Source organism: Agrobacterium sp. CCNWLW155 (assembly GCF_036888815.1).
GTDB classification, from domain to species: Bacteria; Pseudomonadota; Alphaproteobacteria; order Rhizobiales; family Rhizobiaceae; genus Agrobacterium; species Agrobacterium radiobacter.
The window spans coordinates 144,166-169,773 of record NZ_JBAKFW010000003.1; the positions used below are offsets into that span (position 1 = coordinate 144,166).

Genomic DNA, 25,608 nt, shown 5'->3' on the forward strand with positions numbered 1-25,608 from the left:
GCATTTTCGCGCCCGGCCCCATGATCTATCAGGCTTCAAGCCAGACGTATTCCGCAAAGGAATAACCCATCATGCCGCCGAGCGGATTGGCTTCCAGCCCCTTTAGCTTGGAGGTGATGGCGTCGACATTCGAAATATAGGCGGGGATGATGGTGCCGGCTTCGTCGGCGATCATGGTTTGCAGTTCGAAGTAGATCTGCTTGCGCTTCTCCATATCGAGCATGCCGCGTGCTTCGAGCATCAGCTTGTCGAACTTCGGCGACTTGTACTGGCTTTCGTTCCACGGGGCGTCGGAAGCGTAGAGCAGCGAGAACAGGATGTCCGGCGTCGGGCGCGGGTTGATGTTGCCGAAGTGAACCGGCGCCTTCAGCCAGTAATTGCTCCAGTAGCCGTCCGAGGGAACACGCTGCACGTCCAGCTTGACCCCGATTTCGGCGGCCGAAGCCTGGATGATCATCGCCATGTCCACCGAAGAGCTTGCCGCATCCGATGCGATGACCGGAATGGACTGGCCGATGAGGCCGGCCTTCTGGAAGTGGAATTTCGCCTTGTCCGGATCGAAGGCTTTCGGCTTGAGATCCGGATTGTGGTAGGGGTTCATCGGCGGAACCGGCTGGTCGTTGCCGACTTCACCGAGACCGCGCAGGGCCGCCTTGACGATCTGCTCGCGATTGACGATCGACTTCATGCCGGCAATGAAATCGGCATTGTTGCCGGGCGCCTGGTCGAGACGCATGTTGAGGTTGGTGTAGTTCCCCGATGTCGTCTTGGACAGAACGACACCTTCCTGCTTGTCGAGCAGGCGAAGCGCACGCGGGTTGATGGAGGCCGCGAGCTGGATATCGCCCGAGAGAAGGGCGTTGACGCGGGCATTGTCGTCCGAAATCGCCATGAATTCGAAACTGTCGATGTGCGGGCCGCCCGACTTCCAGTAATTGGTATTCTTGGCCATGATCGAACGGACGCCCGGCTCGAATTTTTCGAGCTTGAAGGCGCCGGTGCCGTTGCCCTTGGAGAAATCCGTGGTGCCGTCGGCAACGATCATGAAATGGTGCAGGGCCAGAATGGATGGCAGATCGGCATTCGCGTTCGCCAGCGTGATTTCGACCGTGCTCTTGTCGAGAGCCTTGAAGCCGGTCATCTGCGCGGCAATCTTGGCGACCTTGGAACCGACGGCCGGATCGAGATGGCGCTTCAGCGAATAGACCACGTCATCGGCGGTCAGCGCCTTGCCGTCATGGAAGGTGACGCCGGAACGCAGCTTCACCGTCCAGGTCTTGGCGTCCTTCGTTTCGATGGCTTCGGCCAGCTCCAGCTGCGGCGTGCCGGAAACATCAAGGAAGCTCAAACGGTTATAGAGCGCGCAGCAACGGACATAATCCGTCGAAAGCGAGGCTTTTGCCGGATCGAGCGTATCGGCGGTGGAGGAGGACCAGCCGGCTGCCTTGAGGGTGCCGCCGGAGACCGGCGTTGCGGCCACGGCATTTGAGGCGCGACCGAGAATGGCCGAACCGGCGGAAAGGGCGACACCACCCGCCAGCAGCATGTGAAGCAGCTCGCGCCGCGTTGCGCCGCGTCGGATCGCCTGCTCAACGGCGGCATCGTCGGAGCGGGTCCAGTTTATAATCCTGTCACTCATGGTCTTCCCCTTTTGTATGATTTGTTGAAATGCATCTGAAGAAATTTCAGGCATGCCGCATCCCAGTTCGCGGCACGCCACTGGCGGTGCGGCTTAACCGCCCGCTTGCCTCGCGGCGTCGGCAAGGCCGGCCATTGAGGTGAAGTGGTAGTCCGGCTCGGTGAAGTTTTCCGGTTCGATGGTGCCGCCATATCCCTTCTGGGCGTGACGCCGCTCGATCCAGCAATTGGTCATGCCCAGTTTCCGGGAAATGCCGATATCGTGATACTGGCTTTGCGCGACATGCAGGATGTCATCCTTCGATGCGCCTTCGCTCTCCACAAAAGCAAAAACCTTTTCGAAGAAGGCAGGATCGGGCTTTTCCGTGCCGGTATCATCCGCCGTGAAGGCTGCATGAAAGGGATTGCCGAGTTCCTTCGCGAAATATTCGAAGGCCCAGCGCTGGGCATTGGTCATGGCGATGAGGCGATGCGTCTTGGCAAGCTCGGCCATGGCGGCGCGGCTGTCTTCAAAGCCTTTCCAGCTTTTTGCCGCGTCGCGCAGGCGCTCACCGAAAGCGCGTTCTGCCGGCAGTCCAAGTTGCGGAGCGATGATCAGATAAACGCGGACGAGATCGTCCGGAAACAGGTCGGTCGCGTCGGAGTAACGGGCAGCGCGATAAAGGGCGAGCGCCTTTTCACCATCGACCTCCACGCCGTTTTCCGCGCCGATTGCGGCCAACGTCGATTTCAGGCCGCCTTCGAAATCGATGAGGGTCCCCACCACGTCGAAGCTCATATATTTGAAGTCGCTCAGTTTTTTGGGCAATGTCGGTCTCCGCTTGGCCGCCTCGGCCTCTTGGGGAGGCTGCGGCAGATTATTCTGTTCCCGGACGGGATCCTTGCCCCGTTCCCATTTGTAATTACGCCCTTTTTTATGGCGTTTAGTGCTGTTTGCATTAATAGTTTGGCACTTTCGGCACGCCGGATACGCCGAAATGGATCGGCTCTTCGGCAGAATATTGCGAATATGCGGTGCGTTGCGACATTTCGAGAGGGTGCCGCAACGCTGCCCTTCTATCGGCTCAGGCCATGGCGGCCCTGACGGCCGGGTCTTCGAGTGTCTGGTCGAGCGTCTTCAGCGTCCGCTCGATAATGGCGTCGATCTCGCTATCGGTGCAGCAGAGCGGCGGCGCGTAACCGAGAATGCCGTTTGCAAAGGCGCGCACGATCAGGCCGTTTTCCCAGGCGCGGTCGAAAACCTTGCGTGCAGGGGCCGCTGCAGCCGGCAGCGGCGTCTTTTTGTCCTTGTCGGTCACAAGTTCGATGGCGGCAAGCATGCCACGGCCGCGCACATCGCCAACCAGCGGATGGCTTTTCAAGCCTTCCAGGCCGGCCATCAGTCGTTGACCGGCGCGGCGGCCGTTTTCCAGCAGTCCGCCCTCGTAGAGTTTCAGCACTTCAAGGCCGACAGCGGCGCTGACGGGATGGGCGGAGTAGGTGTATCCATGCCCCACGGCGGCATCGCCGGCAAAGTCGGCTATTGTATCATAGACGTGATCCGCCATGAAGACGGCGCCCATCGGCACATAACCCGACGTGAGACCCTTTGCAGCCGTGATGAAATCAGGCACGATGTCCTCGTCCGTGCAGGCAAAGAGCGGTCCGGTGCGGCCGAAGCCGGTGATGACCTCATCAGCGACGAAGAGAATGCCATAGGAACGGCAGAGTTCGCGCATGGCCTTGATCCAGCCCGGCGGCGGCACCAGAACGCCGCCCGAGCCCTGAATGGGTTCCGCATAAAAGGCGGCGACCCGGTCCGGGCCGATGGCCTCGATCTTGTCTTTGAGAATTTGCAGGGAGGAGGCGATGATCGCGGCCGGATCGCTGCCGGCCGGATTGCGGTAGGCGTAGTGCGACGGAATTTTGTGCTGCCAGTCATAAGGCACACCGAAACCCGCATGGAAAGCGGGCAGCGCCGTGAGACCCGACCCGGCGGTAGTGGAGCCGTGATAACCCTGTTCGATGGAAATGAACTGATCGCGCTGCGGCTGGCCTTTGGCGTGCCAGTAATAGCGGATGAAGCGGATGGTGCTGTCCACCGCATCGGAACCGCCAAGCGTGAAATAGACATGGTTGAGATCGCCCGGCGCGCGGTCGGCGAGTTCGGAAGCAAGCCGGATCGCCGGTTCACTGCCGATGTCGAAATAGGCAGTGGCATAGGGCAGCTCACGCATCTGTTTGGCTGCCGCTTCGACGATGCTGTCATGCCCGTAACCGGCATTGACGCACCAGAGGCCGGCAAAACCGTCGATGAGCTGGTGACCGGTCATGTCGGTGACCGTGGCGCCGCTTGCCGATTTCAGCACCCGCACACCAAGCTTCTCATGGCCGCGGAAGGAGGAGACGGGGTGCACCAGATGGGCGCGGTCCAGTTCGATCAGTGAATTGCTTAACATGGGTCTCTCCAGATTCAGCCCAGTGCCTGGCTGGTCAATGCGAATGTTTTCAGTTTTTTGTCGGCGGGGATTTCGGTTTTCGACCGGCGCATGGCGATGCCGCCGCCGACATGGGCAAGGCCACGTTCGGCAAGCCAGGGGCCAAGACCGGTATCGGCGGTGGTATCCACGCGCAGGAATGCGCCGGGGCGCTCGGAAACTCCAAAGGCGATCAAATCCCTAGCGATTTCAGCATTTTCCGCCACGACCGGGCCGATGACCTCGCCGCGCCCGAAGGTGCGAAGGGCGGCAAAACCCTTGATGACGCCCTGTTTCTCAACGATCGCGAAACGTGCCCTGTCGGCAAGCGCTGCAAAGAGCGCCGTGCGATCCGCGCCGAAAGCCTCCGCATCGAGTGCCGCAAGCGCGGCCGGATCAATGGTTTCGACCCAGATGACACCGGTTGGCCTGTCGGTCGTCACCGGAATTCCCTGATGTTGACGCACCTCGCCGCAGGCGACGAAGCCCAGTTTTTCGTAGAGCGGCAGGCCGTCGGCCGTGGCGACCAGACGGCATTCGCGGTCTTCTGCTGCGTCCATTGCCGCCTGCATCAACTGACGCCCGAGGCCGCGGCCGCGCATGCTCTCATCCACGATCACCATATTGACGGTGGCGCAGCTTTCTCCGAGAAGCGTCGCCATGGCGGTGCCGACGACGCGTCCGTTCTCAAGGGCGACAAAACCCTTGCTCAGGGAAAGGACCAGCGCCCAGTCTTCCTTCCGGTGCGGCCAGCCGGCCTGGCGGGAAAGTTCAACGGCCGCGTCGAGGTGGTCCGGTTGAAACATTTGGATATCGATCAGGCTCGCCTGCATGCCGGAACTCCGTTTTTTCTTACTCTTCATTGATAGACTGACGCCGGAAGAAGATTGTCCCGACAAATGGGAAGGTTCGATATGTTTCGCTGTTGCTTTTATCCGCCGCCGCATCTTATGCCGCATCTTGTCCGCACCCGGTCGTAAAACCAGGGCGGGCGGCGGCTTTCGGTTGGGCTCAACGCAACTCTCTGCCAAACTGGCGGCTGCATACGCAACAATCTGCTTCCGCTGATGGCAATTGCGGTGCGCCGACCGGGCAAAGGCTTTCTATGATCAACTCATTCCGGCACGGCCGATCCCCAAGCAAGGATGACGACGATATGACCATCTTCCGCCCGAAATACATCTCCTTTGATTGCTACGGCACGCTGATCAATTTCCAGATGGCAGAGGCCGCCCGTGATCTCTATGGCGATCGCCTGGATGAAGCGCAGATGCAGCAGTTCATCAAGAATTTTGCGGCCTACCGTCTTGATGAGATCATGGGTGACTGGAAGCCCTATGCTCAGGTGGTCCACAATTCGCTTTCGCGCAGCTGCAAGCGCAATGGTGTCGCTTTCAAGGATGAAGATGCCACCTTCGTTTACGAGCGCGTTCCGACCTGGGGGCCGCATGCCGATGTTCCGGCCGGCCTCGCGAAGGTTGCGAAGGAAATTCCCCTCGTCATCCTGTCCAACGCCATGAATTCGCAGATCATGTCGAATGTCGAAAAGCTCGGCGCACCCTTCCACGCAGTTTACACCGCCGAGCAGGCACAGGCTTACAAGCCGCGTTTCAAGGCCTTCGAATATATGTTCGACATGCTCGGCTGCGGTCCGGAAGATATGCTGCATGTTTCCTCCTCGTTCCGTTACGACCTGATGTCGGCCCACGATCTCGGCATCAAGAACAAGGTCTGGGTCAATCGCGGCCACGAGCCCGCCAATCCCTATTATGGTTATGTCGAGATATCAGATATTTCCGGCCTGGCAGGCGTGGTTGGATTGTAAGGAAAGGTCGGGACCATGAAGTTCGTCTCCTATTGGCACGATACCGCGCCGCAATTTTCAGGTGCCGCGCAAGGTCCCGTCGAAGGTCATTATGATGTCGCCGTCATCGGCGGCGGCTTCACCGGTCTCGGGGCCGCGCGCCAGCTGGCCAAGGCGGGCGCGCGGGTGGTCGTTCTCGAAGGGGAGCGGGTCGGTTGGGGCGCCTCTGGCCGCAATGGCGGGCACCTCAACAATGGCCTTGCCCATTCCTATCTCTCCGCCAAGGCGGAACTGGGCAAGGAACGCGCGATCGCCCTCTACAAGGCGCTGGACGATTCAGTCGACACGCTGGAAGCACTGATCGCGGAGGAGGGGATTGATTGCAATTTCCGCCGTTCCGGCAAGCTGAAGCTCGCTTCCAAGCCGCAGCATTTCGAAGGTCTGGCAAGGAATTTCGAGGCGTTGCATGCCGAGGTTGATCCCGATACGGCTCTCTTGTCGGCTGCTGATCTCGAGGCGGAAATCGGCTCGCCCTTTTATGGCGCCATGCTCTCGAAGAAAAGCGCAATGATGCATATGGGCCGCTATGTGGCCGGCCTTGCCGAAGCCGCCAGCCGCCATGGCGCGGTGATCTTCGAAAAAGCGGCGGTGACGAAACACATCCAGAACGGCAAGCTCCATGAGCTGGAAACTGCCCGTGGCAAGGTCACGGCCAACAATGTGCTTGTTGCTACCGGGGCTTACACACCCTCCGGCTTCGGTTATTTCCGCCGCCGCATCATCGCGGTCGGCAGTTTCATCATCGCCACGCGGCCGCTGACGGATGCCGAAATCAAGGCTTCGGTTCCCGGCAACCGCACCTATGTCAACTCCATGAATATTGGCAATTATTTCCGGCTCTCGCCTGACAACCGGCTGATCTTTGGTGGCCGCGCCCGTTTTTCCGCAACTTCGGATCAGCGTTCGGACTCCAAAAGCGGTGCGATCCTGACGGAAAGCCTGCATCGCATTTTCCCGCAGCTTGCCCATGTGCCGATCGATTATTGCTGGGGCGGACTGGTTGACATGACCAAGGATCGTTATCCGCGCGCAGGTTTCCATGACGGCGTCTGGTACGCCATGGGCTATTCCGGCCACGGTGCGCAGCTTTCCACCCATCTCGGCATGATCATGGCCGACGCCATTCTCGGGCGGCCGGACAACAATCCGCTGAAGGGGCTGGACTGGCCGGCGGTGCCGGGTCATTTCGGCAAGCCCTGGTTCCTGCCGCTGGTGGGATTCTATTATAAGATGCTGGATAAGATTCAGTAGAAGGGCTGTTAGTTCTTCCGTCATGCCGGACTTGATCCGGCATCCAGCCACAACGCGGTGAAAGAATTTCTTGCGATCAATGACTTGATCGCACTGAATCCGGACTGTGTCCGGGGTGACGGCGTGTAAATGCTGCCGCTTTTTCAATCCCACGCTTCAAAAAAGAAGGGCCGCAGAGCGGCCCTTTAGGCGGGGATGAGAAAAAGGCTCAAGCGAGCCCACCGATATGGAAGGTCTTGATCTCCAGATATTCCTCGATACCGACCTGCGCGCCCTCGCGGCCGAGGCCGGATTGCTTGACGCCGCCGAAGGGGGCGACTTCGGTGGAGATGAGGCCGGTATTGAGGCCGACCATGCCGAATTCCAGCGCTTCGCCCACACGCCAGGCGCGCTTGAGGCTCTCGGTATAGAAATAGGCGGCGAGGCCGAAGGGCGTGCCATTGGCGATGGCGAGTGCTTCTTCTTCCGTCTCGAAGCGGAAGAGCGGTGCGACGGGCCCGAAGGTCTCTTCGCTTGCCAGAAGCATGCCGGTCGTGGCGTCCGTCAGCACCACCGGTGCCGTATATTGCGGACCTTCCGGCAGATTGCGCGGCTTGGTGATGATCGTCGCGCCCTTCGAAATAGCGTCGTCGATATGGGCGCGGATCTTGGCGATGGCCGGCTCGTTGATCATCGGGCCGATGGAGACCCCCGCTTCCGTGCCGGGGCCGACCCGCATGGCATCGACGCGATCCGCCAGTTTTTTCGCGAAGGCGTCGTAAACACCAGACTGGACGAGAATGCGGTTGGCGCAGACGCAGGTCTGGCCGCCATTGCGGAATTTCGAAATGAGGGCGCCTTCAATGGCGAGATCGAGATCGGCATCGTTGAAAACGATGAAGGGCGCATTGCCGCCCAGTTCCAGCGACAGTCGTTTTATGCTGTCGGCGGCGCCACGCATCAAAAGCGAACCGACGCGGGTGGAGCCGGTGAAGGAAATCTTGCGCACCGTCTCGTTCGCCATGATTTCGTTGCCGATTTCCGTCGGCATGCCGGTGACGATGTTGATGACACCTGCGGGAATGCCGGCTCGTTCGGCGAGTACGCCGAGCGCCAGGGCGGAATAGGGTGTGAATTCCGATGGCTTGATGACCACGGTGCAGCCGGCCGCGAGTGCGGGCGCGACCTTGCGGGTGATCATGGCGTTCGGGAAGTTCCATGGCGTGATGATGCCGCAAACGCCGACAGGCTCCTTCAGCACCACGATGCGCCGGTCCGGCGTCGGTGACGGAATGGTGCCGCCGCCGATGCGACGCGCCTCTTCTGCAAACCATTTGACGAAGGATGCGCCATAGCGGATTTCGCCCTTTGCCTCCTCGAGCGGCTTGCCCTGTTCCGTGGTCAGGATCAGGCCGAGATCGTCTATATGCTCGATCATCAGCGCGAACCATTTTTCGAGAAGTGCCGCACGCTCCGCATGGGTCTTCTTCTTCCACGGGCTGAAGGCGGCGTTGGCTGCGTCGATGGCCGCGCGCGTTTCCGCGCTCCCCATATCGGGAACGGTGCCGATCACGGCCTGTGTCGCGGGATCGATGACATCGACCGCCTTGCCCGACGCTGCCGTCTTCCATGCGCCGCCGATCAAGCCCGTCTGGCGAAAGAGTTCTTTGTCCTTCAAGCCCTGCATCATAATTCTCCGAAATCAGTCGAGTGCCGCAAGAATCGCGGCGGTGATGGCGTCTGTCTTGTCCTTACCCGGCACCGTGCCGATACCCCGGCCGGTCGCCTTTTCCAGCGCCGTCATGATGCGCACTGCTGCATCTTTTTCGCCGAGATGCTCGAGCATCATCGCGCCGGACCAGATGGCGGCAATGGGGTTGGCTATGCCGAGATGGGCGATATCGGGGGCCGAACCATGCACCGGCTCGAACATGGAAGGCGCGCTGCGGTCAGGGTTGATATTGGCGGAAGCGGCAAAACCAAGACCGCCCTGAATGGCCGCGCCGAGATCGGTCAGAATGTCGCCGAAGAGGTTGGAGGCGACCACGACATCAAGGCTTTCCGGGGCCATCACCATGCGTGCCGCCATGGCGTCGATGTGATAGCTGGAAACTTCGACATCGGGATATTCGGCAGCGAGCTTGTGTGTCACCTCGTCCCAGAAGACCATCGAATATTTCTGGGCATTGGACTTGGTAATGGAAGCGAGCTTGCCGCGACGCTTCTGCGCCTGCTCGAAGCCGAAACGCAAAATGCGCTCCACGCCCTTGCGGGTGAAGATCGAGGTTTCGACCGCAACTTCATCATCGGTGCCCTGATGCACGCGGCCGCCCGCGCCGGAATATTCGCCTTCCGTGTTTTCGCGGATGCAGAGAATGTCGAATCCATCGGCTTTCAACGGGCCCTGCACGCCGGGCAGAAGCCGGTGAGGGCGGATATTGGCATATTGCACGAAGGCCTTGCGGATCGGCAGCAGCAGGCCGTGCAGCGAGACTGAGTCCGGCACTTCCGCCGGCCAGCCGACTGCGCCGAGCAGAATGGCATCGAAGCCGCGCAGGGTTTCGATACCGTCCTTCGGCATCATCGCGCCGGTTTCCTTGTAGAAGGCGCAGGACCAGGGGAATTCCGTGCCTTCAAGTGCAAAACCGGAGGTTTGGGCGGCGGCGTTGAGCACCTGCCACGCGGCATCAGTTACGCTTTTGCCGATGCCGTCTCCGGGAATGAGTGCGATGCGATGCGTTTTCAAGAGAATTCCCCTGTTACAGTCCAATCAGGACGCTTTTGCTCTTGCGGTTGGCGAGATAGGCCTCCCGTCCGAGATCCTTGCCGATGCCGGAGCGTTTGTAACCGCCTGTCGGCAATATGTGGTCGCGGGAGCGGCCGTAACGGTTGACCCAGATCGTTCCGGCCTGAATGGCGCGCGATAGACGCAAGACACGCGAGACATCACGGCTGAAAAGACCCGCCGCCAGACCGTAAGTCGGATGATCGGAAAGCGCCAGAGCCTCTTCTTCCGTCCGGAAGGTCTGCAGCGTCAGCACCGGTCCGAAGATTTCTTCGGTGACGGCGGGCGATGTCTGGTCGACATTGGCGATCAGTGTCGGCTGGTAGAAATAGCCGGGGCCGTCCATGTTCGCACCGCCTGTCAGGCATTCGCCTCCATGAGCGACGGCGGCCTGAACGATGCCGTCGATGCGCTTGCGCTGCACTTCGGAGATAATAGGCGAATATTGCGACGCCTCGTCCCATGTCGGGCCGGGCTTCACCGCCTTCATGCGGGCGATGATCGCAGCGGAAAGGGCATCTGCCGCACTTTCTTCAACGATGATGCGGGAACCGGCCACGCAGGCCTGCCCGGCATTGGAGAGAATATTGCCGGCGATTGCCGCCGCCGCTTTTTCGATATCGGCATCGGCAAAGACCAGTTGCGGGCTCTTGCCGCCGAGCTCCAGCGTCATGGGCTTGATGCCGGTGCGGGCGATATTGGCCATGATGGCGGCGCCCGCGGCTGTGGAGCCGGTGAAGCTGACCTTGGAGATATCAGGGTGCCCGGTGATGGCATTGCCCGTCACAGGCCCGTCACCCAGTACGATATTGATGAGACCGGCGGGGAGCCCCGCCTTGATCGCCAGCTGTGCCATAAAAATGCTGGAGAAGGGCGTCATTTCCGAGGGTTTCAGCACCACGGCATTGCCGGCGGCAAGCGCCGGGCCGAGCTTCCAGCCCGCCATGGAGACGGGGAAATTCCATGGCGTGATGGCGCCGACGACACCATAGGGTTCGGTCATGATCATGCCGAGGCTCGCATCGTCGGTCGGCACCAGATCGCCGCCTTCTTTGTCTGCGAATTCGGCGAAGAAACGGATTTGCTCGGCGGTGACGGCGATATCGCCGGCGATCAGCTGGCCCACGGGCCGCGTCGAGGAGAGCGCTTCGATTTTCGCCAGCGTCTCGGCTTCCTGTTCGATCAGGTCGGCCCAGCGCTGCAAGACCTTTGTACGCTCACGCGGGCGCACGCCGCCCCAGTTGCTGCTCTTCAACGCAGCCTTGGCAGTCTGCACCGCTTCATCGACCAGCGCTGCATCCGCCTTGGGACAACCGGCATATCCAACGCCATCGGATGGGCGATGCATGTCGATGCCGTTTGCCGCCGTAATCAGCCGGTCGCCGATGAAGTGGCCGATCGGCAGGGACAAGCTGTCTGGATCGAAGCTGAGCGTCATGTGGAATCCTCTCTGGATATGCCCCAACGCTAATCCCTGACGGCAAGCAGCATCGACCGACTGCGGCGTGGGCGGTGAATGAAAATCCTGTTTTGCCACCGGCAGACAGCGCAATCTTCGGCGGCGAAGGCAGGCCGCCGGTCAAACGCCGTAGCGTGCACTTATCCGGTCGAAAATCCCGGCCATCCGCTCGCAAAGAGGCCGGGGATCGTCGCCTTCGTTTTCGACTGCTTCAAACACCCGGTGTTTCAGGAAGAAACGCCATCCCACGGGCGATTTTTGCAGAAATTGAGTCAACAGGTCATAACGTTCCCGGGTCCAGACCGCCTCGAAGGCGAGCCGCTCCGGTCCATAACTGATGATATCGTCCGTCTTTCGGCGCGGTGTGGAGCGCAGGGCGGCCGTCGCTTCTTCATCGATCTCATCGCCGATGAGCGCGACCCCGTAGTGTCTTGCAGCATTTTCTGCCGACACTGCGCCGCGCCGCACATCGCGAAGCACGGCCTGTTGCGGGCGGGTGAAGGGGTCGCCGTAACCGCCGGCTCCCGGTCCGATGACACGAATGACATCGCCCGGGCCGCAATGGACGATGTCGGTATTGCCGAGCGAGATTTCGCCCTCCGTATCGGGATTGCGGAGGAAGCGGGAAATCAGCCCCGGGCCCGCACCATTGACGCCCCAGCTTGCCATCAGCGAGCGATTGCGGTTGCGTGCCGTGACCACCGTTTCCGGCGAGGATATTTCAAACTCCATGATGGCCGAAAGCCCGCCGCGAAAATGGCCTGCCCCGCCGGTATCGCGTTGCAACCCATAACGACGGAAGAGGATCGGCACCTCCGCTTCGCTGATTTCGATCGGCGTGTTGCGCAGAAAGCCGGTGGCGCCGCCCGCGCCGTCGCTGCCGTCGCAGAAGGGCGTACCGCCGCCACCGCCGCCAACCGGGCCGATGGAGGCCATGACCGGGCGGCCGCTCCGGTCGCTGGTCTTGATGTTCATGATGGCGTTTCCGCCGGGGGAGGCAGCGGGAATAAGCTCGGGCAGGGCCTTTGCGAAAGCGCCGATGGTGACGATCTGGGTCATGGCGCAGGTGAGTGAGCGCATGCCGACAGCGGCCGGGCGTTGACAATTGACGATCGTGCCTTCCGGCAGCACGGCCCGTACCGGGCACAGGGTCCCGGCGTTCAGAAGCAGGCTGTTATCGAGCGTATAAAGCACATAGGTCAGGCCGACCATGACGAGTGAATGTCGCTCGCGACCGCCGGTTGGCATATTCAGCGACGAGCCGAGCTGCGGATCGCTGCCGGTATAGTCGAGAACCGCCTCGCCGCCGCGGATTTTCAGCGTCAGCGCCACGCGGCATGGCCGGCCGCCAACGGAATCCTCGTCGGCATAGTCGGCAAAGAAGTAATCGCCATCGGGAACCCTGGTGAGGATTTGCCGGGTCTGCTCTTCCGCATAGTCGAAAATCTGGCGCACACCGTCCAGAAAATCATCAAAGCCGAAACGGGCAACGATCTCCTGCATCTTGCGTTCGCCGATGTTGACGGAGGCGATCTGGGCGTGGAGGTCGCCGATATTCTGTTCCGGCATGCGGACATTGGCCTTCATCATGTCGATGATGAAGGGGTCGAGCCTGCCTTTGCGAACGAGCTTGACTGGCGGGATGCGCAGGCCTTCCTGCTCAATTTCGGAAAGCGAGCGGGACAATGAGGCGGGAACCGCGCCGCCGACGTCGGTATTGTGAATGTGCCCGACCACGAAACAGGCGATTTTGCCCTCGTGGAAGACCGGTTTCCAGATGTGGATATCCGGCGAGTGGGTGGCGACGAAACCGCTATAGGGATCGTTGGTGATGCAGATATCGCCGTCTTCATACTCCTCGAACATGGAAATCAGCGGCGCGTAATCGATGCCGCTATACCAGGGCGCGCCGAATTGCCGGGGATTGGCGAAGGCAAGCCCCTCGCGCGTCACCACCTGGCAGGAAAAATCCTCGGTTTCCTTGACGAAGGCGGAATGGGCGGTGCGCATCAGCGTAAAGGCCATGGCGTCGGCGGCGGCCGAACAGAAATTGGCAAGCACCTTGAGATTGCGGCGATCGATGGCCATGGATCAAAACTCCCTCTTGGTAATGACGAGATTGCCGAAACGATCCACATGGACGGAGAAGTCGGGCGGCACCACGGTGGTGGTGTCGTCCTGAAGGATGATGGCGGGACCATCGAAATCGTGTCCGGCCGCCAGATCGGCACGATGATAGATAGCCATGTCGTGTTCCGTGCCACCAAACCAGCCTTTCGCGTGGAAGCGCGGTTTAGCGGGACCGGTGGCCATGCCTGTCTCCCGAAGAGGGGGCTTCGGTGTTTGGCCGGAAACGACGAGCCTGAGGTTGACCATTTGTGCGGCCGCCCGTTCATCGGAATGGCCATAAAGACGGGCATGTTCTTCGTGGAAAGCCTTGTTGATCGCGCCGGCGTCGCCTCTGCCCAGCCATTCCGGCTGCAGCGTGGTTTCGATTTCGTAGGACTGGCCGCGATAGCGCATGTCGGCGGAAAGCCGCATGTCGCAATCACCGTTAAAACCCTGTTCCTTCAGCCAGTTGCGGCCGGTCTCCTGCATTTCGGTGAGAAGGGGGGCGAGATCAGAGGCCGCCCTGTCGTCCACCTCGCAATAGGTGGTGCGGATGAAATCATTCTTGAGATCGGCAATCAGGCCGCCGAGCGCGGAAACGACACCGGGGGTGGGCGGCACCACCACACCTTTCATATCCAGTTCGCGGGCAAGGAAACAGGCGAGCATCGCGCCCGCGCCGCCGAAAGCGAAGAGGTGAAATTCGCGCGGGTCGATGGCGAAGCGGGAGGTCAGGGCGTTCACCTCCGCATACATGCCCGAGACGGCGATATCGACGATGTTGCCGGCGAGCGCCTCGACGGAAAGGCCGAGTTTTTCGGCAAGCGGCAAGAGGGCGGCGCGCGCTGCGGCGTGATCGACGGTCACTGCGCCATAACCGAGCGGCATGTGGCCGATGAGATTGGCGGCCGCCATGGCGTCCGTGATTGTCGGGCGGTCGCCGCCGCGTCCGTAACAGGCAGGCCCCGGCGTCGAACCGGCACTTTCCGGTCCGACCTGCAACAGGCCGAGACTATCCACCCACGCGACCGAGCCGCCGCCCTGGCCAACGGAACTGACGGAAACGGAGGGAACATGAATCTGGAAATCGCCGATCAGCTCACCGACCCCATATTGGGCCTCGCCATCAAGGATAACGGCCACATCGGCGCTGGTGCCGCCAATGTCCAGGCTCATCACCCGCTCAAAGCCGCTGGCCTTCGCCAGATAACCCGCGCCGATGACGCCGGAGGCGGTGCCCGACAGGATCATCTGCACACATTCGCGCCGCGCCTGATCGATGCCCATGACGCCGCCATTGGTCTTGGTGATGAGCAGCGGGCAGGCAATGCCTTGCCTGCGCAGCACCGTTTCAAAACGATCGAGGTAATGTGCGACGCGCGGCTGGACATAACCACTGATGACGGCGGTGACTGTGCGCTCATATTCGCGGATGATCGGCCATGTCTCGGCAGAGGAGACCACTGGCAATTGCGGTGCGATGCGCTCGATCATCGCCTTCACGGCCCGTTCGTTTTCGGGGTTACGGTAGGAATGCAGGAAGGCGAGAACGATGCCGTCGCAACCGGCTGCAATTGCTCCGGCGACAGCCTTCGCCACATTCTCTTCGTTCGGCGTGAGCTTTATCTCGCCGGTCGCCAGCATGCGTTCGGCTATGCCGAAAACCCGTTCACGCGGGATGAGCGGTTCCGGCCGCACGGAATAGAGATTGTGGATCTGCGGGATTTTCAGGCGTGCAACATCAAGCACGTCCTCGAAATTTTCCGTGGTGAACAGGGCGACGTTCTGGCCGTTGCGCTGGATCACCGTGTTGACACCGACGGTGGTTCCATGGGTGAAATAGGAAACGTCCTTCGCTTCGATGCCGTCGCGCTTTTTCAGCGTATCGAGCGCGAGAAGGATTTCTTCTCCCGGCGCATCGGGGCGGGAAAACACCTTCAGGGTGGAAAGCGAGCCGGTCCCATCGTCAAACACGGCAAAATCCGTAAATGACCCGCCCACATCAACGCCAATGCGATATCCCATCTCTTCCGTCTCCTTTTCCAGTCCTGATGATGCTGTCATCGGGACCGGAAAAGGGCCAAGCATTTATGGGGCAAGGGTCATAGCTCCAGGTTATGATGATGGCCGACATGACGTGCAAGTCAGGCTGATCAGCCTTCGCCGGGTTTTGGCACCGTCATGTAATATTCGGGATGCGGTGCGGCTCGATAGCCGGCCTTTTCATAGACGCCATGGGCGTCGCGGGTCGCGAGCATCCAGCTTGATACCGTTGAGAGCTCCGGATGCCTGCGTATCTCGGTGGCGATCCAGGAAGCAAGGCCGCGACCGCGATGATCCTCCACCGTGAAGACATCGCGCAGATAGCCGAAAACGGCATAGTCCGTCACCAGACGGGCGAAGGCGGCCATGGAACCATCGGGGGCGTAGACGCCGACCGGCAGCGAATGCGAAAGCGCCCGCTTCAGCCGGTCGGCGGTCATTCCCTGCGCCCAGTAGGAATCGCGGGCGAGAAAACCATGGACCAGATCGAAATCCACACGCGCCGGATCAGTGCTCAGCACGTAGCCGTCGCGGGTGATTTCGAAAATGGCCGGTTCCCAGTTCATCCGTTCACCGTAACATAGATCTTGCGGACGGTTTCAATGGTTTTCCATACGCCGACGAAGCCCGGCTTCATGACGAAACTGTCGCCCGCCGTATAACGCAGCGGTGCGCCGCCTTCCGGCGTGATTTCGATGACGCCTTCGAGAATATGGCAGAATTCGAAGGTTTCGCCCTTGATCGAACGGCTTTCGCCCGGCGTCGCTTCCCAGATGCCGGTGTGGACGGTGCCGTTGCGGGCTTCGTCCAGCGGCCAGGTCTTGAAGGAGGGATCGCCGGAGATGAGGCGTTCCGGCAGGGCCTTGGAAGCTTTCGGTTCGAAGGCGGGATGGGTGTCGATGGTCTTGAGAAGCGGCATGGGTGTCCTTTCCTGGAACGGTATGATCAATATCCGCGGTTGCGGTCGACGAGGCCGAGCGGCTCGAGGCCGGACTGGTATCGTTTGATGTTCTCGACAACGGTGCGTGCTGCCGAATGCGGCTGGGTGACGCTGGCGATATGCGGTGTCAGGAGAATTTTCGGATGGGTCCAGAAACGATGCTCTTCCGGCAGAGGTTCGGGTTCGGTGACGTCGATCACCGCGCCCGAGAGCCTGCCATTATCCAGCGCATCGACGAGGGCGTCGTGGTCGAGCTGCCTGCCGCGCCCGGCGTGCACGAGGCCAGCGCCTTCTGGAAGCATTGCCAGACGTTCGTCGTTCAGAAGCCCCACGGTCTCTTCGGTCAGCGGCAGCAGGCAGACGAGAATATCGCTTGTCGAGAGGATGGCGGCCAATCCGGCTTCGCCGTGATGGCAGGTGACGCCGTCGATCGCGCGCGGGGAACGGCTCCAGCCGGAAAGTGGAAAACCGAAGGGTTTCAGCCGCTCCAGCGCCGCAACACCCAGCATGCCGAGGCCGAGAACGCCCACGCGGCACTCTTCCGCCTGACGTTGCGGCAAAGCCTTCCAGAGTTGCTGGCGCTGCTGTTTTAAATAGACCGGCAGGTTGCGGTGAAGCGCCAGCACGCCAAGGCTTACATATTCCTGCATCATGCGGATGATGCCTTCATCCACCATGCGCACGACCTTCACATGCGCAGGGACCGCATCGATGTGGGACTGATCGACACCCGCACCGATGGAAAACAGGATTTCGAGATTGCGGTAGCGGCCGATATCATCAGGCACGGTCCAGGTGATGAGGTATCGAACCGCATCGGCATCAACGCTGTCGGCATCCATCGAGAAGGGCAGCTCCGGCAAGTCGCGGGCCAGGGCCTGCCGGAAAATCTCGCCGCGCTTCGCGTCGGAATTGAAGAAAAACGTCATCTGATATCCGTGGTTCCGAAGGTTTAAACCGTGCAGCGGTTCGCCAGTGTTTCCAGCATTGACTGGCAGGCCGAAAGTTCGCCGGCCGTTATGAATTCGTCCGGCTTGTGGGCGCGGCCGATATCGCCCGGACCACAGATGATGGCGTCGATGCCGGCCGCCTGAAAAAGCCCGGCCTCCGTGCCGTAGCTGACGGCGGCGATGCAGGGCGCGCCGGTCAATTCCTCCAGAAGCTTCACGAGCAGCGCATCGGCGGCGAGGGACATCGCCGGATAATCGCTCATCGGTGCCCATTCTATGTCGATGCCCTCAGCGGCGAGCGCTTCGACGCCGTCACGCACCGGCTGGAGCAGGGCGAGCGGCGACACACCGGCAATTGCTCGTGCTTCCAGTTCGATGGCGCAGAGATCGGGAATGATGTTGATCGCCTGTCCGCCTTTCACCGTGCCGATCTGCAGGGAGGAATAGGGTGGCTCGAATGTCGCCTCGAAGGGGCCTTGCGTCAGGGCCTGTGCGGTCTCGACAGCCTTCGCCATGATGCCGGTGATCAAATGGATGGCGTTCACGCCCTGATCCGGCCGCGAGGAATGGCCGGAGCGGCCGCGAATGGTGATGCGTGCAGCGGCCTTGCCCTTGTGGGCGCGCACGGCACGCAGATTGCTCGGTTCGCCGATGATCGCGCCCGCCGGTTTTGCGCATAGTTCCGGCAATCGGGCAATGAGGTGCGGGACGCCGCGGCAGCCCGCCTCTTCGTCATAGGAAAAGGCAATATGAATGGGGCGATTCAGCGCCATGCGCGAAAATGCCGGTGCCGCGGCGAGAACCGTGGCCAGAAATCCCTTCATGTCGGTGGTTCCGCGTCCGTAAAGACGCTCGCCTTCCGCTCTCAGGGTGAAGGGATCGGAGGACCATTCCGGCTCACCGGCAGGCACCACATCCATATGGCCGGACAGGATGTATCCGCTGGTATCTGTCGGCCCGAAGCTGGCGAAGAGATTGGCGCGGTCGCCCTCGGGACCGGCAAGCAGCGATACTTTCGCGCCGTGACTATCCAGATAATCGGCGATCCACCCGGCGATATCGCCATTGGCGGTTCCGACGACCGATGGGAAGCCGACAAGACGCTCCAGAATTTCGATTGCGTTCATGGCTGTCTCCGCCGCTTCAACGTCGAAAAGCTTAGAGTGGCCGGCGGCGTTTATCTGCTGAAATAGGGGTGTTTTCGGTAGATTGTTGTGTCTTTCCAGCGCTTTCGGAAAATTCCTGCCGGCAAGGCTGGTTATCTTCGGATGTCGTGGGCTGGGCTGCCGGGATCAAGGTTCCGCGCCGGAGGGAATGAGAGCCGTTTGTCATGGAGCTGCTCAAGGTCGATAGTTTCGAGTTGCGAACCGTGGATATCGCCGATGTGGAGGCCGATCATCTGCATGCCCTCTCCATGGCTGTCGGATGGCGATACCACGCGAATGAATGGTGTTTCCTGCGTCAATGTGGCATCGGCCTTGCCGCGCTTGACGAAATCGACCGCGTTGTCGCAACCGCCATGCTGTTTCCTTATGATGAAGGTTTCGCAACGGTCGGCATGGTCATCGTTTCCCCCCGTTTGCAGGGACAGGGCGTCGCACCATGGTTGGTGCGGCAACTCATGGCAGATTACCCTGACGCTGCACTGCGGCTGAACGCTACGGAAGCGTCACGGCGGCTTTTTGCCCGGCTGGGTTTTGCCGGAGATGCGGAAAAAGTACATCTCCTTCGTGGCAAGGCGCGCTGCCCTGCCGAGATGCCGACGCTCGGAAGAAAACAGAGGATCGAGCCGCTTTCGGGGGACCATTTGTCCGCTGTTGCGGATCTGGATCAGGCGGCTTTCGGTGTCTCGCGCCAGCGCGTCCTGCAGCGTCTCCTGCGGGAAAATAAGGGTTATGGCCTGTTCGAGGCGGATCGTCTCGTGGCCTTTGCATTGCGGCGCGCAGCGGGACGGGGCCATATTGTCGGCCCGGTCGTTGCGGGTGAGGAAACGCAGGCCATTGCGCTGGTCAGGCGGCATTTTTCCGATCTGGACGATCAGCTCGTCCGTCTCGATGCCGTGCGTGACAGTGGTCTTCTGACCGACTTTCTGACGCAATCCGGCCTGGTGGTGATCGAAACGCTTACCACCATGTCGAAAAACGTGCCGCAACCGGCTGGCTCTGGTTCCGCAATGATTTTCGCCCTGGCTGGCCCGTCTTTGTGCTGAGGTGCGGCACTATCGCAATTGACGCCCCGCCCGTTGCCCCTTATGTGAGAAAGCGACGGTTCCTGCAGCCGAAAGGCGAAGGGATTAATAGGGAACATGGTGCGGGCGATCTTTTTCGCCCAATGCCGTGGCTGCCCCCGCAACTGTAAGCGGATTGTCGTTCATCCCAGTGACGCTTCAAGGCGTCATGCCACTGTATTCTCTGGAATGCGGGAAGGCAGATGAGTGACGCAAATCCGTGAGCCAGGAGACCTGCCGTCAAAATATGAACCATCGTTACGGGCGGGGAAGCCCGGAGGAGGAGATTGTAATGTTATTTCATAACATTTGGTTTGCGTCCCGTCGTCGTTCTCCGTACAAGACGTCCCGCTGTTGCTGCGCGTTCTGACGCCTGCTGCTCTGGAATAAGTTTTACTTTCGACTGGAGAACACATGTTTCATTCTAGACGCCTGCCGGTCCATGCCGGCTTTCTGGCCGCCGCGTTTGCGGTTTTGCCTCTTGCCAACGCTAACGCTGCCGAAACCACTTACCCCCTGACGATCAACAGCTGCGGTCAGGAGATCACCTTCAAGCAGGCTCCCGCCCGCACCGTATCCGTCGGCCAGAGCACGACCGAGGTTCTTTATCTGCTCGGGGTTGCTGACAAGGTGGTCGGCACGGCGCTGTGGATCGGCCCGGTTCTGAAGGGCTACGAGGAGGCCAATGCCAAGGTCGAGCGACTGGCCGATAATGATCCGAGCTTTGAGGCGGTTGTCGGCAAGAGGCCTGACCTCGTGACGACGCAGTTCCAGTGGCAGATCGGCCCTGAAGGCGTCGTCGGAACGCCGGTGCAATTCGCCGAACTCGGCATTCCCGTCTATACCTCGCCTGCCGATTGCATCGGCAAGGATAATTCCGGCGGTGGCGACGGCGTGCGCAACACCGGCTTCACCATGGATCTGATCTATCAGGAAATCCGCGATCTCGCCAAAATCTTCAACGTGCAGGATCGCGGCGAGGAAGTCGTTGCCGATCTGAAGAAGCGTGAGGAAGCCGCCCGCACCAAGATCGCCTCGGCAAATGGCAAGCTTTCCGCCGTCTTCTGGTTCTCCAGCGCCGAGCTGGATATCGACCCCTATGTGGCCGGCCGCAACGGCGCGCCCGGTTACATCATGTCCGCACTGGGCTTGAAGAATGTCATCGAAAGCGATGAGGAATGGCCGACCGTCGGCTGGGAAACCATCGCCAAGGCAAATCCGTCCGTCATCGTCGCCGGCAAGATGGACCGCCGTCGCTTCCCGGCTGACGATGTCGCCGTCAAGCTGAAGTTCCTCGCCAGCGATCCCGTGGCCAGCATCATGCCCGCCGTCAAGCAAGGTCATGTGTTCGAAATGGATGCGCAGGCGATGAACCCGACCATTCGCACCATTGAAGGCATCGAAACGCTGGCTGAAGCGATTTCGGCTGCCGGCCTCGCCAAGTGAACAGTCTTTCCGTCCATTTCGGCAGGGTGGGACTGGCTTTCGCCGCGCTCGCCCTGCTGCTCGTCGCGCTGATGGCCGGAGCGGCCATCGGCGAGACCGCCATTCCTTTTGACGTCGTGGCGAAAACCATCGCCAACCGTGTTTTCCATGCGGGTTATCCGTTGGAGCCGCTGGATGAGGGCATTGTCTGGAGTTATCGCCTCAGCCGCGCCGTTGTCGCCGCCTGCTGCGGGGCTTCGCTGGCGCTCGCCGGGGCGGTGCTGCAATCGCTTCTGCGCAACCCGCTTGCCGATCCCTATATTCTCGGCATTTCCGCCGGCGCCTCCACCGGTGCCGTCGCTGTCGCGCTTCTGGGTTTTGGCGCGGGTTTCCTGACGATGCCGGCCGGCGCGCTCATCGGTGCTTTTGTGGCCTTTTCTCTGGTCAGCCTTCTCGCGGTGCGGGCGGGACATGGCAACAGCGCCATCATTCTGGCGGGGGTGGCCGGGTCGCAGCTGTTCAACGCCATGACCTCTTTCATCGTCACCAAATCCGCCAATGCGGAACAGGCGCGCGGCATTATGTTCTGGCTGCTCGGCAACCTCTCGGGCGTGCGCTGGCCGGATGTCTGGCTGGCGCTGCCGGTCAGCCTTGCGGGTCTTGCTGTGTGTCTCTGGTATGCCCGGGCGCTGGATGCCTTTGCCTTCGGCGGTCAAGCCGCCGCTTCACTCGGCATTCCGGTGCGCTGGGTCTATGCGGTGCTGATCTCGGTTTCGGCAATCATGACGGCCGCGATGGTGTCGCTGGTCGGCTCCATCGGTTTCGTCGGGCTCGTCATTCCCCATGCCGCGCGCATCTTCGTCGGCGTTCGCCATGGCATCTTGCTGCCGGTAACGGCACTGACCGGCGCGGTCTTCATGATCGTCGCGGATATTCTCTCGCGCATCGTCATTCCGGGGCAGGTGTTGCCCATCGGCGTCATCACCGCGCTTGTCGGCGCACCCGCCTTCGCCTTCATTCTGGGGCAGAAAAGGGGGCGGTCATGAAGTTATCCGCCCATGATTTGCATTTCCATGCCGGCAATATCGATATCGTGCGCGGCGTTTCGCTCAATGTCGGTTCCGGGGAGTTTCTGGGCATCATCGGTCCGAACGGTTCCGGCAAGAGCACGCTGCTTTCCATGCTGGCGGGAATTCGCAAACCACGCCGGGGGCACGTTACGCTTGGCGAGGAGCCGCTTGCCTCGCTGGGACGCCGCGATCTTGCCCGCCGGCTCGCCTTCGTGGAGCAACAGGCCGAAACCACCGAGCGCATCACCGCACGGCAGGCCGTGGAGCTTGGACGCACGCCCTATCTCGGGCCGCTTTCCGCGTGGTCACAGAATGACGACGCCATTGTTGATGCGGCACTTGCCAATGTCGACATGGCCGACAAGGCGGAGCGCAACTGGCATCATCTTTCCGGCGGCGAACGCCAGCGTCTGCATATCGCGCGCGCATTGACGCAGGAGCCACATATCCTGCTTCTGGACGAACCGACCAATCACCTCGACATAGGCCACCAGATCGGCCTGCTCGATCTGGTGCGCCGGCAGGGCCTGACCGTCGTTGCGGCGCTGCACGATCTCAATCACGCCGCCATGTTCTGCGATCGCGTCGCAATCATGCATCGGGGCGAGATGATCGCGGCCGGCCCGCCGCGGGACGTTCTGACACCGGCGACAATAGCCGAGGTTTTCGGAGTGGAATGCGTCGTCACCACGGATGAGGGCGGCTTTTCTCATATTCGTTTTCTGCCAGCCCATGGGCGGGCCGAGCACCCAAGGAAAGTATTGGCACGATGATGACATTGACGACGCTCGCGAACGCCGCTGCAAAGACCAGACTGTTTTACGCCGCTGCCGCAATTGCCGTGACGGTCATGGGCTTTCCGCTTCAGGCTGTAGCCGAGACTTTCGAGGTGAAAATGCTGAACCGGGGCGAAAAGGGACCTATGGTATTCGAGCCCGATTTTCTCGAAATCGCGCCCGGCGACCGCGTGCGCTTTGTGCCCACCCACAAGAGCCACAATGCCGCGACCATTGACGGCATGGTTCCGGACGGTGTCGAAGGGTTCAAAAGCCGGTTCAATGACGAGTTCGAGACCGGGTTCGAAAAACCGGGCTTTTACGGCATCAAATGCTCGCCGCATTACGGCATGGGCATGGTTATGCTGATCAAGGTGGGCGATGCGACCCTGCCGCAGAGCTACAGGACGGTGGACGTGCCGGGTCGCGCCAAACCACGGTTCGACGATCTTTTCGAGCAGGCGGAAAAATAGAACGATGTCGGAGGCTGAGCTGCGGTGGTTGATGCCGCCTCAGCTTTTGCCAGTAACATCCGGCTTCACCGCACATACCGCATAACGATGCTGCAGTCCGCGCAGGATGCCTTTCAGCAGGCTGAAGTTCTTCGCCTGGGCGCGGTGAATGGCCTGAAGCTCCTGATCGACCGAGACGAGTTCGAAACCGGTCGTGCGCAAGAGCGCCGCGACATCGCCGGCCCTTGCGCCGTTCGAAAAATAGACCCGTGAGAGGATGCTGTTGAAGGTGTTTTCCGGGTCCGCCGGCTTGTGCGGCTGGTCCGGTTTGACGAGGCCGATATTTTCGAGGCTGGCCGCCAGCTTCTTCACCAGTTTTTCGCGCCAGCCGGTATTCACGAAATCGCCGTCAACGATCAGAAGCCGCCCGCCGGGTTTCAAGACGCGGAGCCATTCGGCAAAACTTGCCTGCGGGTCCACCAGCGTCCAGACCAGATGGCGGGTGATGATGACGTCGGCGCTTTCATCCGGCTCCATGGTGTTTTCGGCATCGCCGACGAAAAAGCGGATGTTGCGCCCACGGCTTTTCGCCTTTTCCCGGGCGAGCGCCAGCATCGTTTCCGACCAGTCCATGCCGGTGACCTGAAAACCGAGATCGTCCATGAGGTGGGAGATGACGCCGGTGCCGCTGGCGAGATCAAGCGCCTTGCGGCCCTCTCCGCGGCCCAGATGTTTCAGGATAAGCGCGTGCCAGGCTTCACGCTCGTCTTCGGAGAAAATTTCATGCCCGGGCGAAAGGTCGAAAGTCGCGGCGCGGCCGGACCAATAGGATTTGATTTCGTCTCTCAGACTGTCGTTTTTGCCATATTGGATAGTATCGATCATCGGTGTTCAGCTCATGTACCGGTCAGTTAAGAATGGCTCTAAAACATAAATGTTGACTAGTACAGTCAGAAAATAATACAGCCGCGCCAGTCAACACTGGAGAGCAATATCCGATGCGCATTTCAGCCAAATCTGCGGCACTTGCCCTTGGCCTTCTCGTATCCGCCGCATGGCCGGCATTCGCCGAAAAGGTCACCGTCAAGGATGTGACCGGCCGCGATGTCGAGGTCAATGTGCCTGTATCGCACGTCATCCTCGGCGAAGGTCGCCAGATTTATTTCCTGGCTGCGCTCGACAAGGAAAACCCTTTCCAGCACGTCGTTGGCTGGCGCGACGACCTGGCGAAAGCCGATCCGGAAACCTACGCCGCCTATCTCGCCAAATATCCCGAGATTGCCAAGCTGCCGACTTTCGGCGGCATGAAGGACGGCACGTTCGATATCGAGCAGGCCGTTTCGCTGAAGCCTGACGTGATCCTGATGAATATCGACGCCAAGACGGCGACCGAAGAAGCGGGTTACATCGAAAAACTCGCCAAGGTCGGCATTCCGCTTGTTTACGTCGATTTCCGCGAAAAGCCGATGGAAAATACCGAGCCGAGCATGCGCCTCATGGGCCAGCTGACCGGCAAGGAAAAGATCGCCGAGGACTTCATCAAGTTCCGCGCCGACTCCATCGCCAAGGTCACCGATACGCTTGAAAAAGCCAATCCGAAGAAGCCTGTCGTGTTCATGGAGCGCGCCGGCGGTTACTCCGACGATTGCTGCATGTCTTTCGGCAACGAGAATTTCGGCAAGATGGTGGAGCTTGCCGGCGGCATCAACATGGCCAAGGACATCATTCCCGGCACCTTCGGTAACGTCAATCCGGAACAGATCATCGCCTCCAACCCGGAGCAGGTCATCATCACCGGCGGTAACTGGAACGGTTATGTTCCGGGCGGCAACTGGGTCGGCGTCGGTTATGGCGCGGATCTGAAGGAAGCCCATCGCAAGCTTGAAAACCTCACCAAGCGTCCGGCTTTCACCGGCGTGCAGGCGGTGAAGGACGGCAATGTCCACGCCATCTGGCATCAGTTCTACAATAATCCCTATCAGTTCGTGGCCATTCAGGAGATCGCCAAGTGGCTGCATCCCGACCTCTTCAAGGATCTGGACCCCGAGGCGACCTTCAAGGAGCTGCATGCCCGCTTCCTGCCGCTCGACTACAAGCCCGGCTACTTCGTTTCGCTGAAGGACGCCAAGTAATACAGGGACGGTGAAGGGGAGCGCCGTCCGACCGATGGATAAAGCCGCAGCC

General features: G+C 60.6%; 22 protein-coding genes and 1 riboswitch. Of the genes, 8 read left to right on the plus strand and 14 right to left on the minus strand.

Going from position 1 to position 25,608, the window contains the following annotated elements; translation table 11 throughout:
* Nucleotides 1–28: 28 nt before the first annotated feature.
* The 4 genes from V6S97_RS13250 to V6S97_RS13265 form a co-directional block, all read right to left on the minus strand.
* Nucleotides 29–1,639, minus strand: coding sequence for an ABC transporter substrate-binding protein (locus tag V6S97_RS13250; protein ID WP_087745712.1), 1,611 nt, complete (start codon nucleotides 1,637–1,639; stop codon nucleotides 29–31).
* 93 nt (nucleotides 1,640–1,732) lie between these two features.
* Entirely contained in the window at nucleotides 1,733–2,446 is a 714-nt protein-coding gene (locus V6S97_RS13255; RefSeq protein WP_003506848.1) for an HAD-IA family hydrolase, read from the minus strand.
* A 256-nt stretch (nucleotides 2,447–2,702) separates the two neighbouring features.
* Nucleotides 2,703–4,076 carry an aspartate aminotransferase family protein gene (locus V6S97_RS13260; RefSeq protein WP_003506846.1) on the minus strand — a complete coding sequence of 458 codons (1,374 nt, stop codon included), beginning with the start codon at nucleotides 4,074–4,076 and terminating at the stop codon, nucleotides 2,703–2,705.
* A 14-nt stretch (nucleotides 4,077–4,090) separates the two neighbouring features.
* Complete coding sequence (locus V6S97_RS13265) at nucleotides 4,091–4,927, minus strand: GNAT family N-acetyltransferase (protein WP_080864837.1); 837 nt, start codon at nucleotides 4,925–4,927, stop codon at nucleotides 4,091–4,093.
* Nucleotides 4,928–5,250: 323 nt separating this feature from the next.
* Between V6S97_RS13265 and V6S97_RS13270 the strand changes: the two genes are divergently transcribed.
* Nucleotides 5,251–5,919: a haloacid dehalogenase type II gene (locus tag V6S97_RS13270; RefSeq protein ID WP_003506842.1), complete on the plus strand. Its 669-nt coding sequence runs from the start codon at nucleotides 5,251–5,253 to the stop codon at nucleotides 5,917–5,919.
* 15 nt (nucleotides 5,920–5,934) lie between these two features.
* Nucleotides 5,935–7,209, plus strand: a complete 1,275-nt coding sequence (locus V6S97_RS13275; protein WP_111797133.1) for an NAD(P)/FAD-dependent oxidoreductase — start codon at nucleotides 5,935–5,937, stop codon at nucleotides 7,207–7,209.
* A gap of 208 nt (nucleotides 7,210–7,417) precedes the next feature.
* Here V6S97_RS13275 and V6S97_RS13280 read toward each other — a convergent pair whose 3' ends face one another.
* The 9 genes from V6S97_RS13280 to argE form a co-directional block, all read right to left on the minus strand.
* Nucleotides 7,418–8,875: an NAD-dependent succinate-semialdehyde dehydrogenase gene (locus V6S97_RS13280; protein WP_113075952.1), complete on the minus strand. Its 1,458-nt coding sequence runs from the start codon at nucleotides 8,873–8,875 to the stop codon at nucleotides 7,418–7,420.
* Between the two features lie 15 nt (nucleotides 8,876–8,890).
* Complete coding sequence (locus V6S97_RS13285) at nucleotides 8,891–9,934, minus strand: tartrate dehydrogenase (protein ID WP_111797135.1); 1,044 nt, start codon at nucleotides 9,932–9,934, stop codon at nucleotides 8,891–8,893.
* Nucleotides 9,935–9,947: 13 nt separating this feature from the next.
* Nucleotides 9,948–11,411 carry an aldehyde dehydrogenase family protein gene (locus V6S97_RS13290; RefSeq protein ID WP_003506835.1) on the minus strand — a complete coding sequence of 488 codons (1,464 nt, stop codon included), beginning with the start codon at nucleotides 11,409–11,411 and terminating at the stop codon, nucleotides 9,948–9,950.
* Between the two features lie 141 nt (nucleotides 11,412–11,552).
* Entirely contained in the window at nucleotides 11,553–13,520 is a 1,968-nt protein-coding gene (locus V6S97_RS13295; RefSeq protein WP_113007569.1) for a hydantoinase B/oxoprolinase family protein, read from the minus strand.
* A 3-nt stretch (nucleotides 13,521–13,523) separates the two neighbouring features.
* Nucleotides 13,524–15,566 (minus strand): hydantoinase/oxoprolinase family protein, encoded by a 2,043-nt coding sequence (locus V6S97_RS13300; protein WP_113075951.1) that lies wholly within the window; start codon nucleotides 15,564–15,566, stop codon nucleotides 13,524–13,526.
* Nucleotides 15,567–15,694: 128 nt separating this feature from the next.
* A complete protein-coding gene (locus V6S97_RS13305; protein WP_111817656.1) occupies nucleotides 15,695–16,150 on the minus strand; it encodes a GNAT family N-acetyltransferase in 456 nt (151 codons plus the stop codon).
* Entirely contained in the window at nucleotides 16,147–16,503 is a 357-nt protein-coding gene (locus tag V6S97_RS13310; protein ID WP_003524651.1) for a cupin domain-containing protein, read from the minus strand. Before V6S97_RS13310 ends, V6S97_RS13305 begins: the two co-directional genes overlap by 4 nt.
* Before the next feature lie 26 nt (nucleotides 16,504–16,529).
* The gene (locus V6S97_RS13315) at nucleotides 16,530–17,453 is read right to left on the minus strand and encodes a 2-hydroxyacid dehydrogenase (RefSeq protein ID WP_334427035.1); all 924 of its coding nucleotides are present in this window, start codon (nucleotides 17,451–17,453) and stop codon (nucleotides 16,530–16,532) included.
* Nucleotides 17,454–17,476: 23 nt separating this feature from the next.
* Nucleotides 17,477–18,601 carry an acetylornithine deacetylase gene (gene argE / locus V6S97_RS13320; RefSeq protein ID WP_113007565.1) on the minus strand — a complete coding sequence of 375 codons (1,125 nt, stop codon included), beginning with the start codon at nucleotides 18,599–18,601 and terminating at the stop codon, nucleotides 17,477–17,479.
* Between the two features lie 203 nt (nucleotides 18,602–18,804).
* Between argE and V6S97_RS13325 the strand changes: the two genes are divergently transcribed.
* The 5 genes from V6S97_RS13325 (at nucleotide 18,805) to V6S97_RS13345 (ending at nucleotide 23,445) form a co-directional block, all read left to right on the plus strand.
* The gene (locus V6S97_RS13325; RefSeq protein ID WP_080864845.1) at nucleotides 18,805–19,683 is read left to right on the plus strand and encodes a GNAT family N-acetyltransferase; all 879 of its coding nucleotides are present in this window, start codon (nucleotides 18,805–18,807) and stop codon (nucleotides 19,681–19,683) included.
* 39 nt (nucleotides 19,684–19,722) lie between these two features.
* Nucleotides 19,723–19,957, plus strand: a riboswitch (cobalamin riboswitch).
* 158 nt (nucleotides 19,958–20,115) lie between these two features.
* Nucleotides 20,116–21,147, plus strand: coding sequence for an ABC transporter substrate-binding protein (locus tag V6S97_RS13330; protein WP_113075950.1), 1,032 nt, complete (start codon nucleotides 20,116–20,118; stop codon nucleotides 21,145–21,147).
* Nucleotides 21,144–22,172, plus strand: a complete 1,029-nt coding sequence (locus tag V6S97_RS13335) for a FecCD family ABC transporter permease (RefSeq protein ID WP_112356242.1) — start codon at nucleotides 21,144–21,146, stop codon at nucleotides 22,170–22,172. The genes V6S97_RS13330 and V6S97_RS13335 overlap by 4 nt, the downstream gene beginning before the upstream one ends.
* Nucleotides 22,169–22,969: an ABC transporter ATP-binding protein gene (locus V6S97_RS13340; protein ID WP_112356243.1), complete on the plus strand. Its 801-nt coding sequence runs from the start codon at nucleotides 22,169–22,171 to the stop codon at nucleotides 22,967–22,969. Before V6S97_RS13335 ends, V6S97_RS13340 begins: the two co-directional genes overlap by 4 nt.
* On the plus strand, nucleotides 22,966–23,445 hold the full coding sequence (locus V6S97_RS13345) for a pseudoazurin (RefSeq protein WP_113075949.1): 480 nt from the start codon (nucleotides 22,966–22,968) through the stop codon (nucleotides 23,443–23,445). Before V6S97_RS13340 ends, V6S97_RS13345 begins: the two co-directional genes overlap by 4 nt.
* A gap of 39 nt (nucleotides 23,446–23,484) precedes the next feature.
* On the opposite strand, the gene V6S97_RS13350 is transcribed toward V6S97_RS13345, so the two are convergent.
* Nucleotides 23,485–24,309, minus strand: coding sequence for a class I SAM-dependent methyltransferase (locus V6S97_RS13350; protein ID WP_112356245.1), 825 nt, complete (start codon nucleotides 24,307–24,309; stop codon nucleotides 23,485–23,487).
* Nucleotides 24,310–24,422: 113 nt separating this feature from the next.
* Between V6S97_RS13350 and V6S97_RS13355 the strand changes: the two genes are divergently transcribed.
* Nucleotides 24,423–25,556 (plus strand): ABC transporter substrate-binding protein, encoded by a 1,134-nt coding sequence (locus V6S97_RS13355; RefSeq protein ID WP_111817660.1) that lies wholly within the window; start codon nucleotides 24,423–24,425, stop codon nucleotides 25,554–25,556.
* The last annotated feature ends 52 nt before the right edge of the window (nucleotides 25,557–25,608 follow it).

What these genes read in the sequence shown, in the direction of transcription:
- V6S97_RS13250 (WP_087745712.1), bottom strand. Translation starts at nt 1,639, where the DNA reads ATGAGTGACAGGATTATAAACTGGACCCGCTCCGACGATGCCGCCGTT.
- V6S97_RS13260 (WP_003506846.1), bottom strand. Translation starts at nt 4,076, where the DNA reads ATGTTAAGCAATTCACTGATCGAACTGGACCGCGCCCATCTGGTGCAC.
- V6S97_RS13265 (WP_080864837.1), bottom strand. Translation starts at nt 4,927, where the DNA reads ATGCAGGCGAGCCTGATCGATATCCAAATGTTTCAACCGGACCACCTC.
- V6S97_RS13270 (WP_003506842.1), top strand. Translation starts at nt 5,251, where the DNA reads ATGACCATCTTCCGCCCGAAATACATCTCCTTTGATTGCTACGGCACG.
- V6S97_RS13275 (WP_111797133.1), top strand. Translation starts at nt 5,935, where the DNA reads ATGAAGTTCGTCTCCTATTGGCACGATACCGCGCCGCAATTTTCAGGT.
- V6S97_RS13280 (WP_113075952.1), bottom strand. Translation starts at nt 8,875, where the DNA reads ATGCAGGGCTTGAAGGACAAAGAACTCTTTCGCCAGACGGGCTTGATC.
- V6S97_RS13290 (WP_003506835.1), bottom strand. Translation starts at nt 11,411, where the DNA reads ATGACGCTCAGCTTCGATCCAGACAGCTTGTCCCTGCCGATCGGCCAC.
- V6S97_RS13295 (WP_113007569.1), bottom strand. Translation starts at nt 13,520, where the DNA reads ATGGCCATCGATCGCCGCAATCTCAAGGTGCTTGCCAATTTCTGTTCG.
- V6S97_RS13300 (WP_113075951.1), bottom strand. Translation starts at nt 15,566, where the DNA reads ATGGGATATCGCATTGGCGTTGATGTGGGCGGGTCATTTACGGATTTT.
- V6S97_RS13305 (WP_111817656.1), bottom strand. Translation starts at nt 16,150, where the DNA reads ATGAACTGGGAACCGGCCATTTTCGAAATCACCCGCGACGGCTACGTG.
- V6S97_RS13310 (WP_003524651.1), bottom strand. Translation starts at nt 16,503, where the DNA reads ATGCCGCTTCTCAAGACCATCGACACCCATCCCGCCTTCGAACCGAAA.
- V6S97_RS13315 (WP_334427035.1), bottom strand. Translation starts at nt 17,453, where the DNA reads ATGACGTTTTTCTTCAATTCCGACGCGAAGCGCGGCGAGATTTTCCGG.
- argE (WP_113007565.1), bottom strand. Translation starts at nt 18,601, where the DNA reads ATGAACGCAATCGAAATTCTGGAGCGTCTTGTCGGCTTCCCATCGGTC.
- V6S97_RS13325 (WP_080864845.1), top strand. Translation starts at nt 18,805, where the DNA reads ATGGAGCTGCTCAAGGTCGATAGTTTCGAGTTGCGAACCGTGGATATC.
- V6S97_RS13330 (WP_113075950.1), top strand. Translation starts at nt 20,116, where the DNA reads ATGTTTCATTCTAGACGCCTGCCGGTCCATGCCGGCTTTCTGGCCGCC.
- V6S97_RS13340 (WP_112356243.1), top strand. Translation starts at nt 22,169, where the DNA reads ATGAAGTTATCCGCCCATGATTTGCATTTCCATGCCGGCAATATCGAT.
- V6S97_RS13345 (WP_113075949.1), top strand. Translation starts at nt 22,966, where the DNA reads ATGATGACATTGACGACGCTCGCGAACGCCGCTGCAAAGACCAGACTG.
- V6S97_RS13350 (WP_112356245.1), bottom strand. Translation starts at nt 24,309, where the DNA reads ATGATCGATACTATCCAATATGGCAAAAACGACAGTCTGAGAGACGAA.
- V6S97_RS13355 (WP_111817660.1), top strand. Translation starts at nt 24,423, where the DNA reads ATGCGCATTTCAGCCAAATCTGCGGCACTTGCCCTTGGCCTTCTCGTA.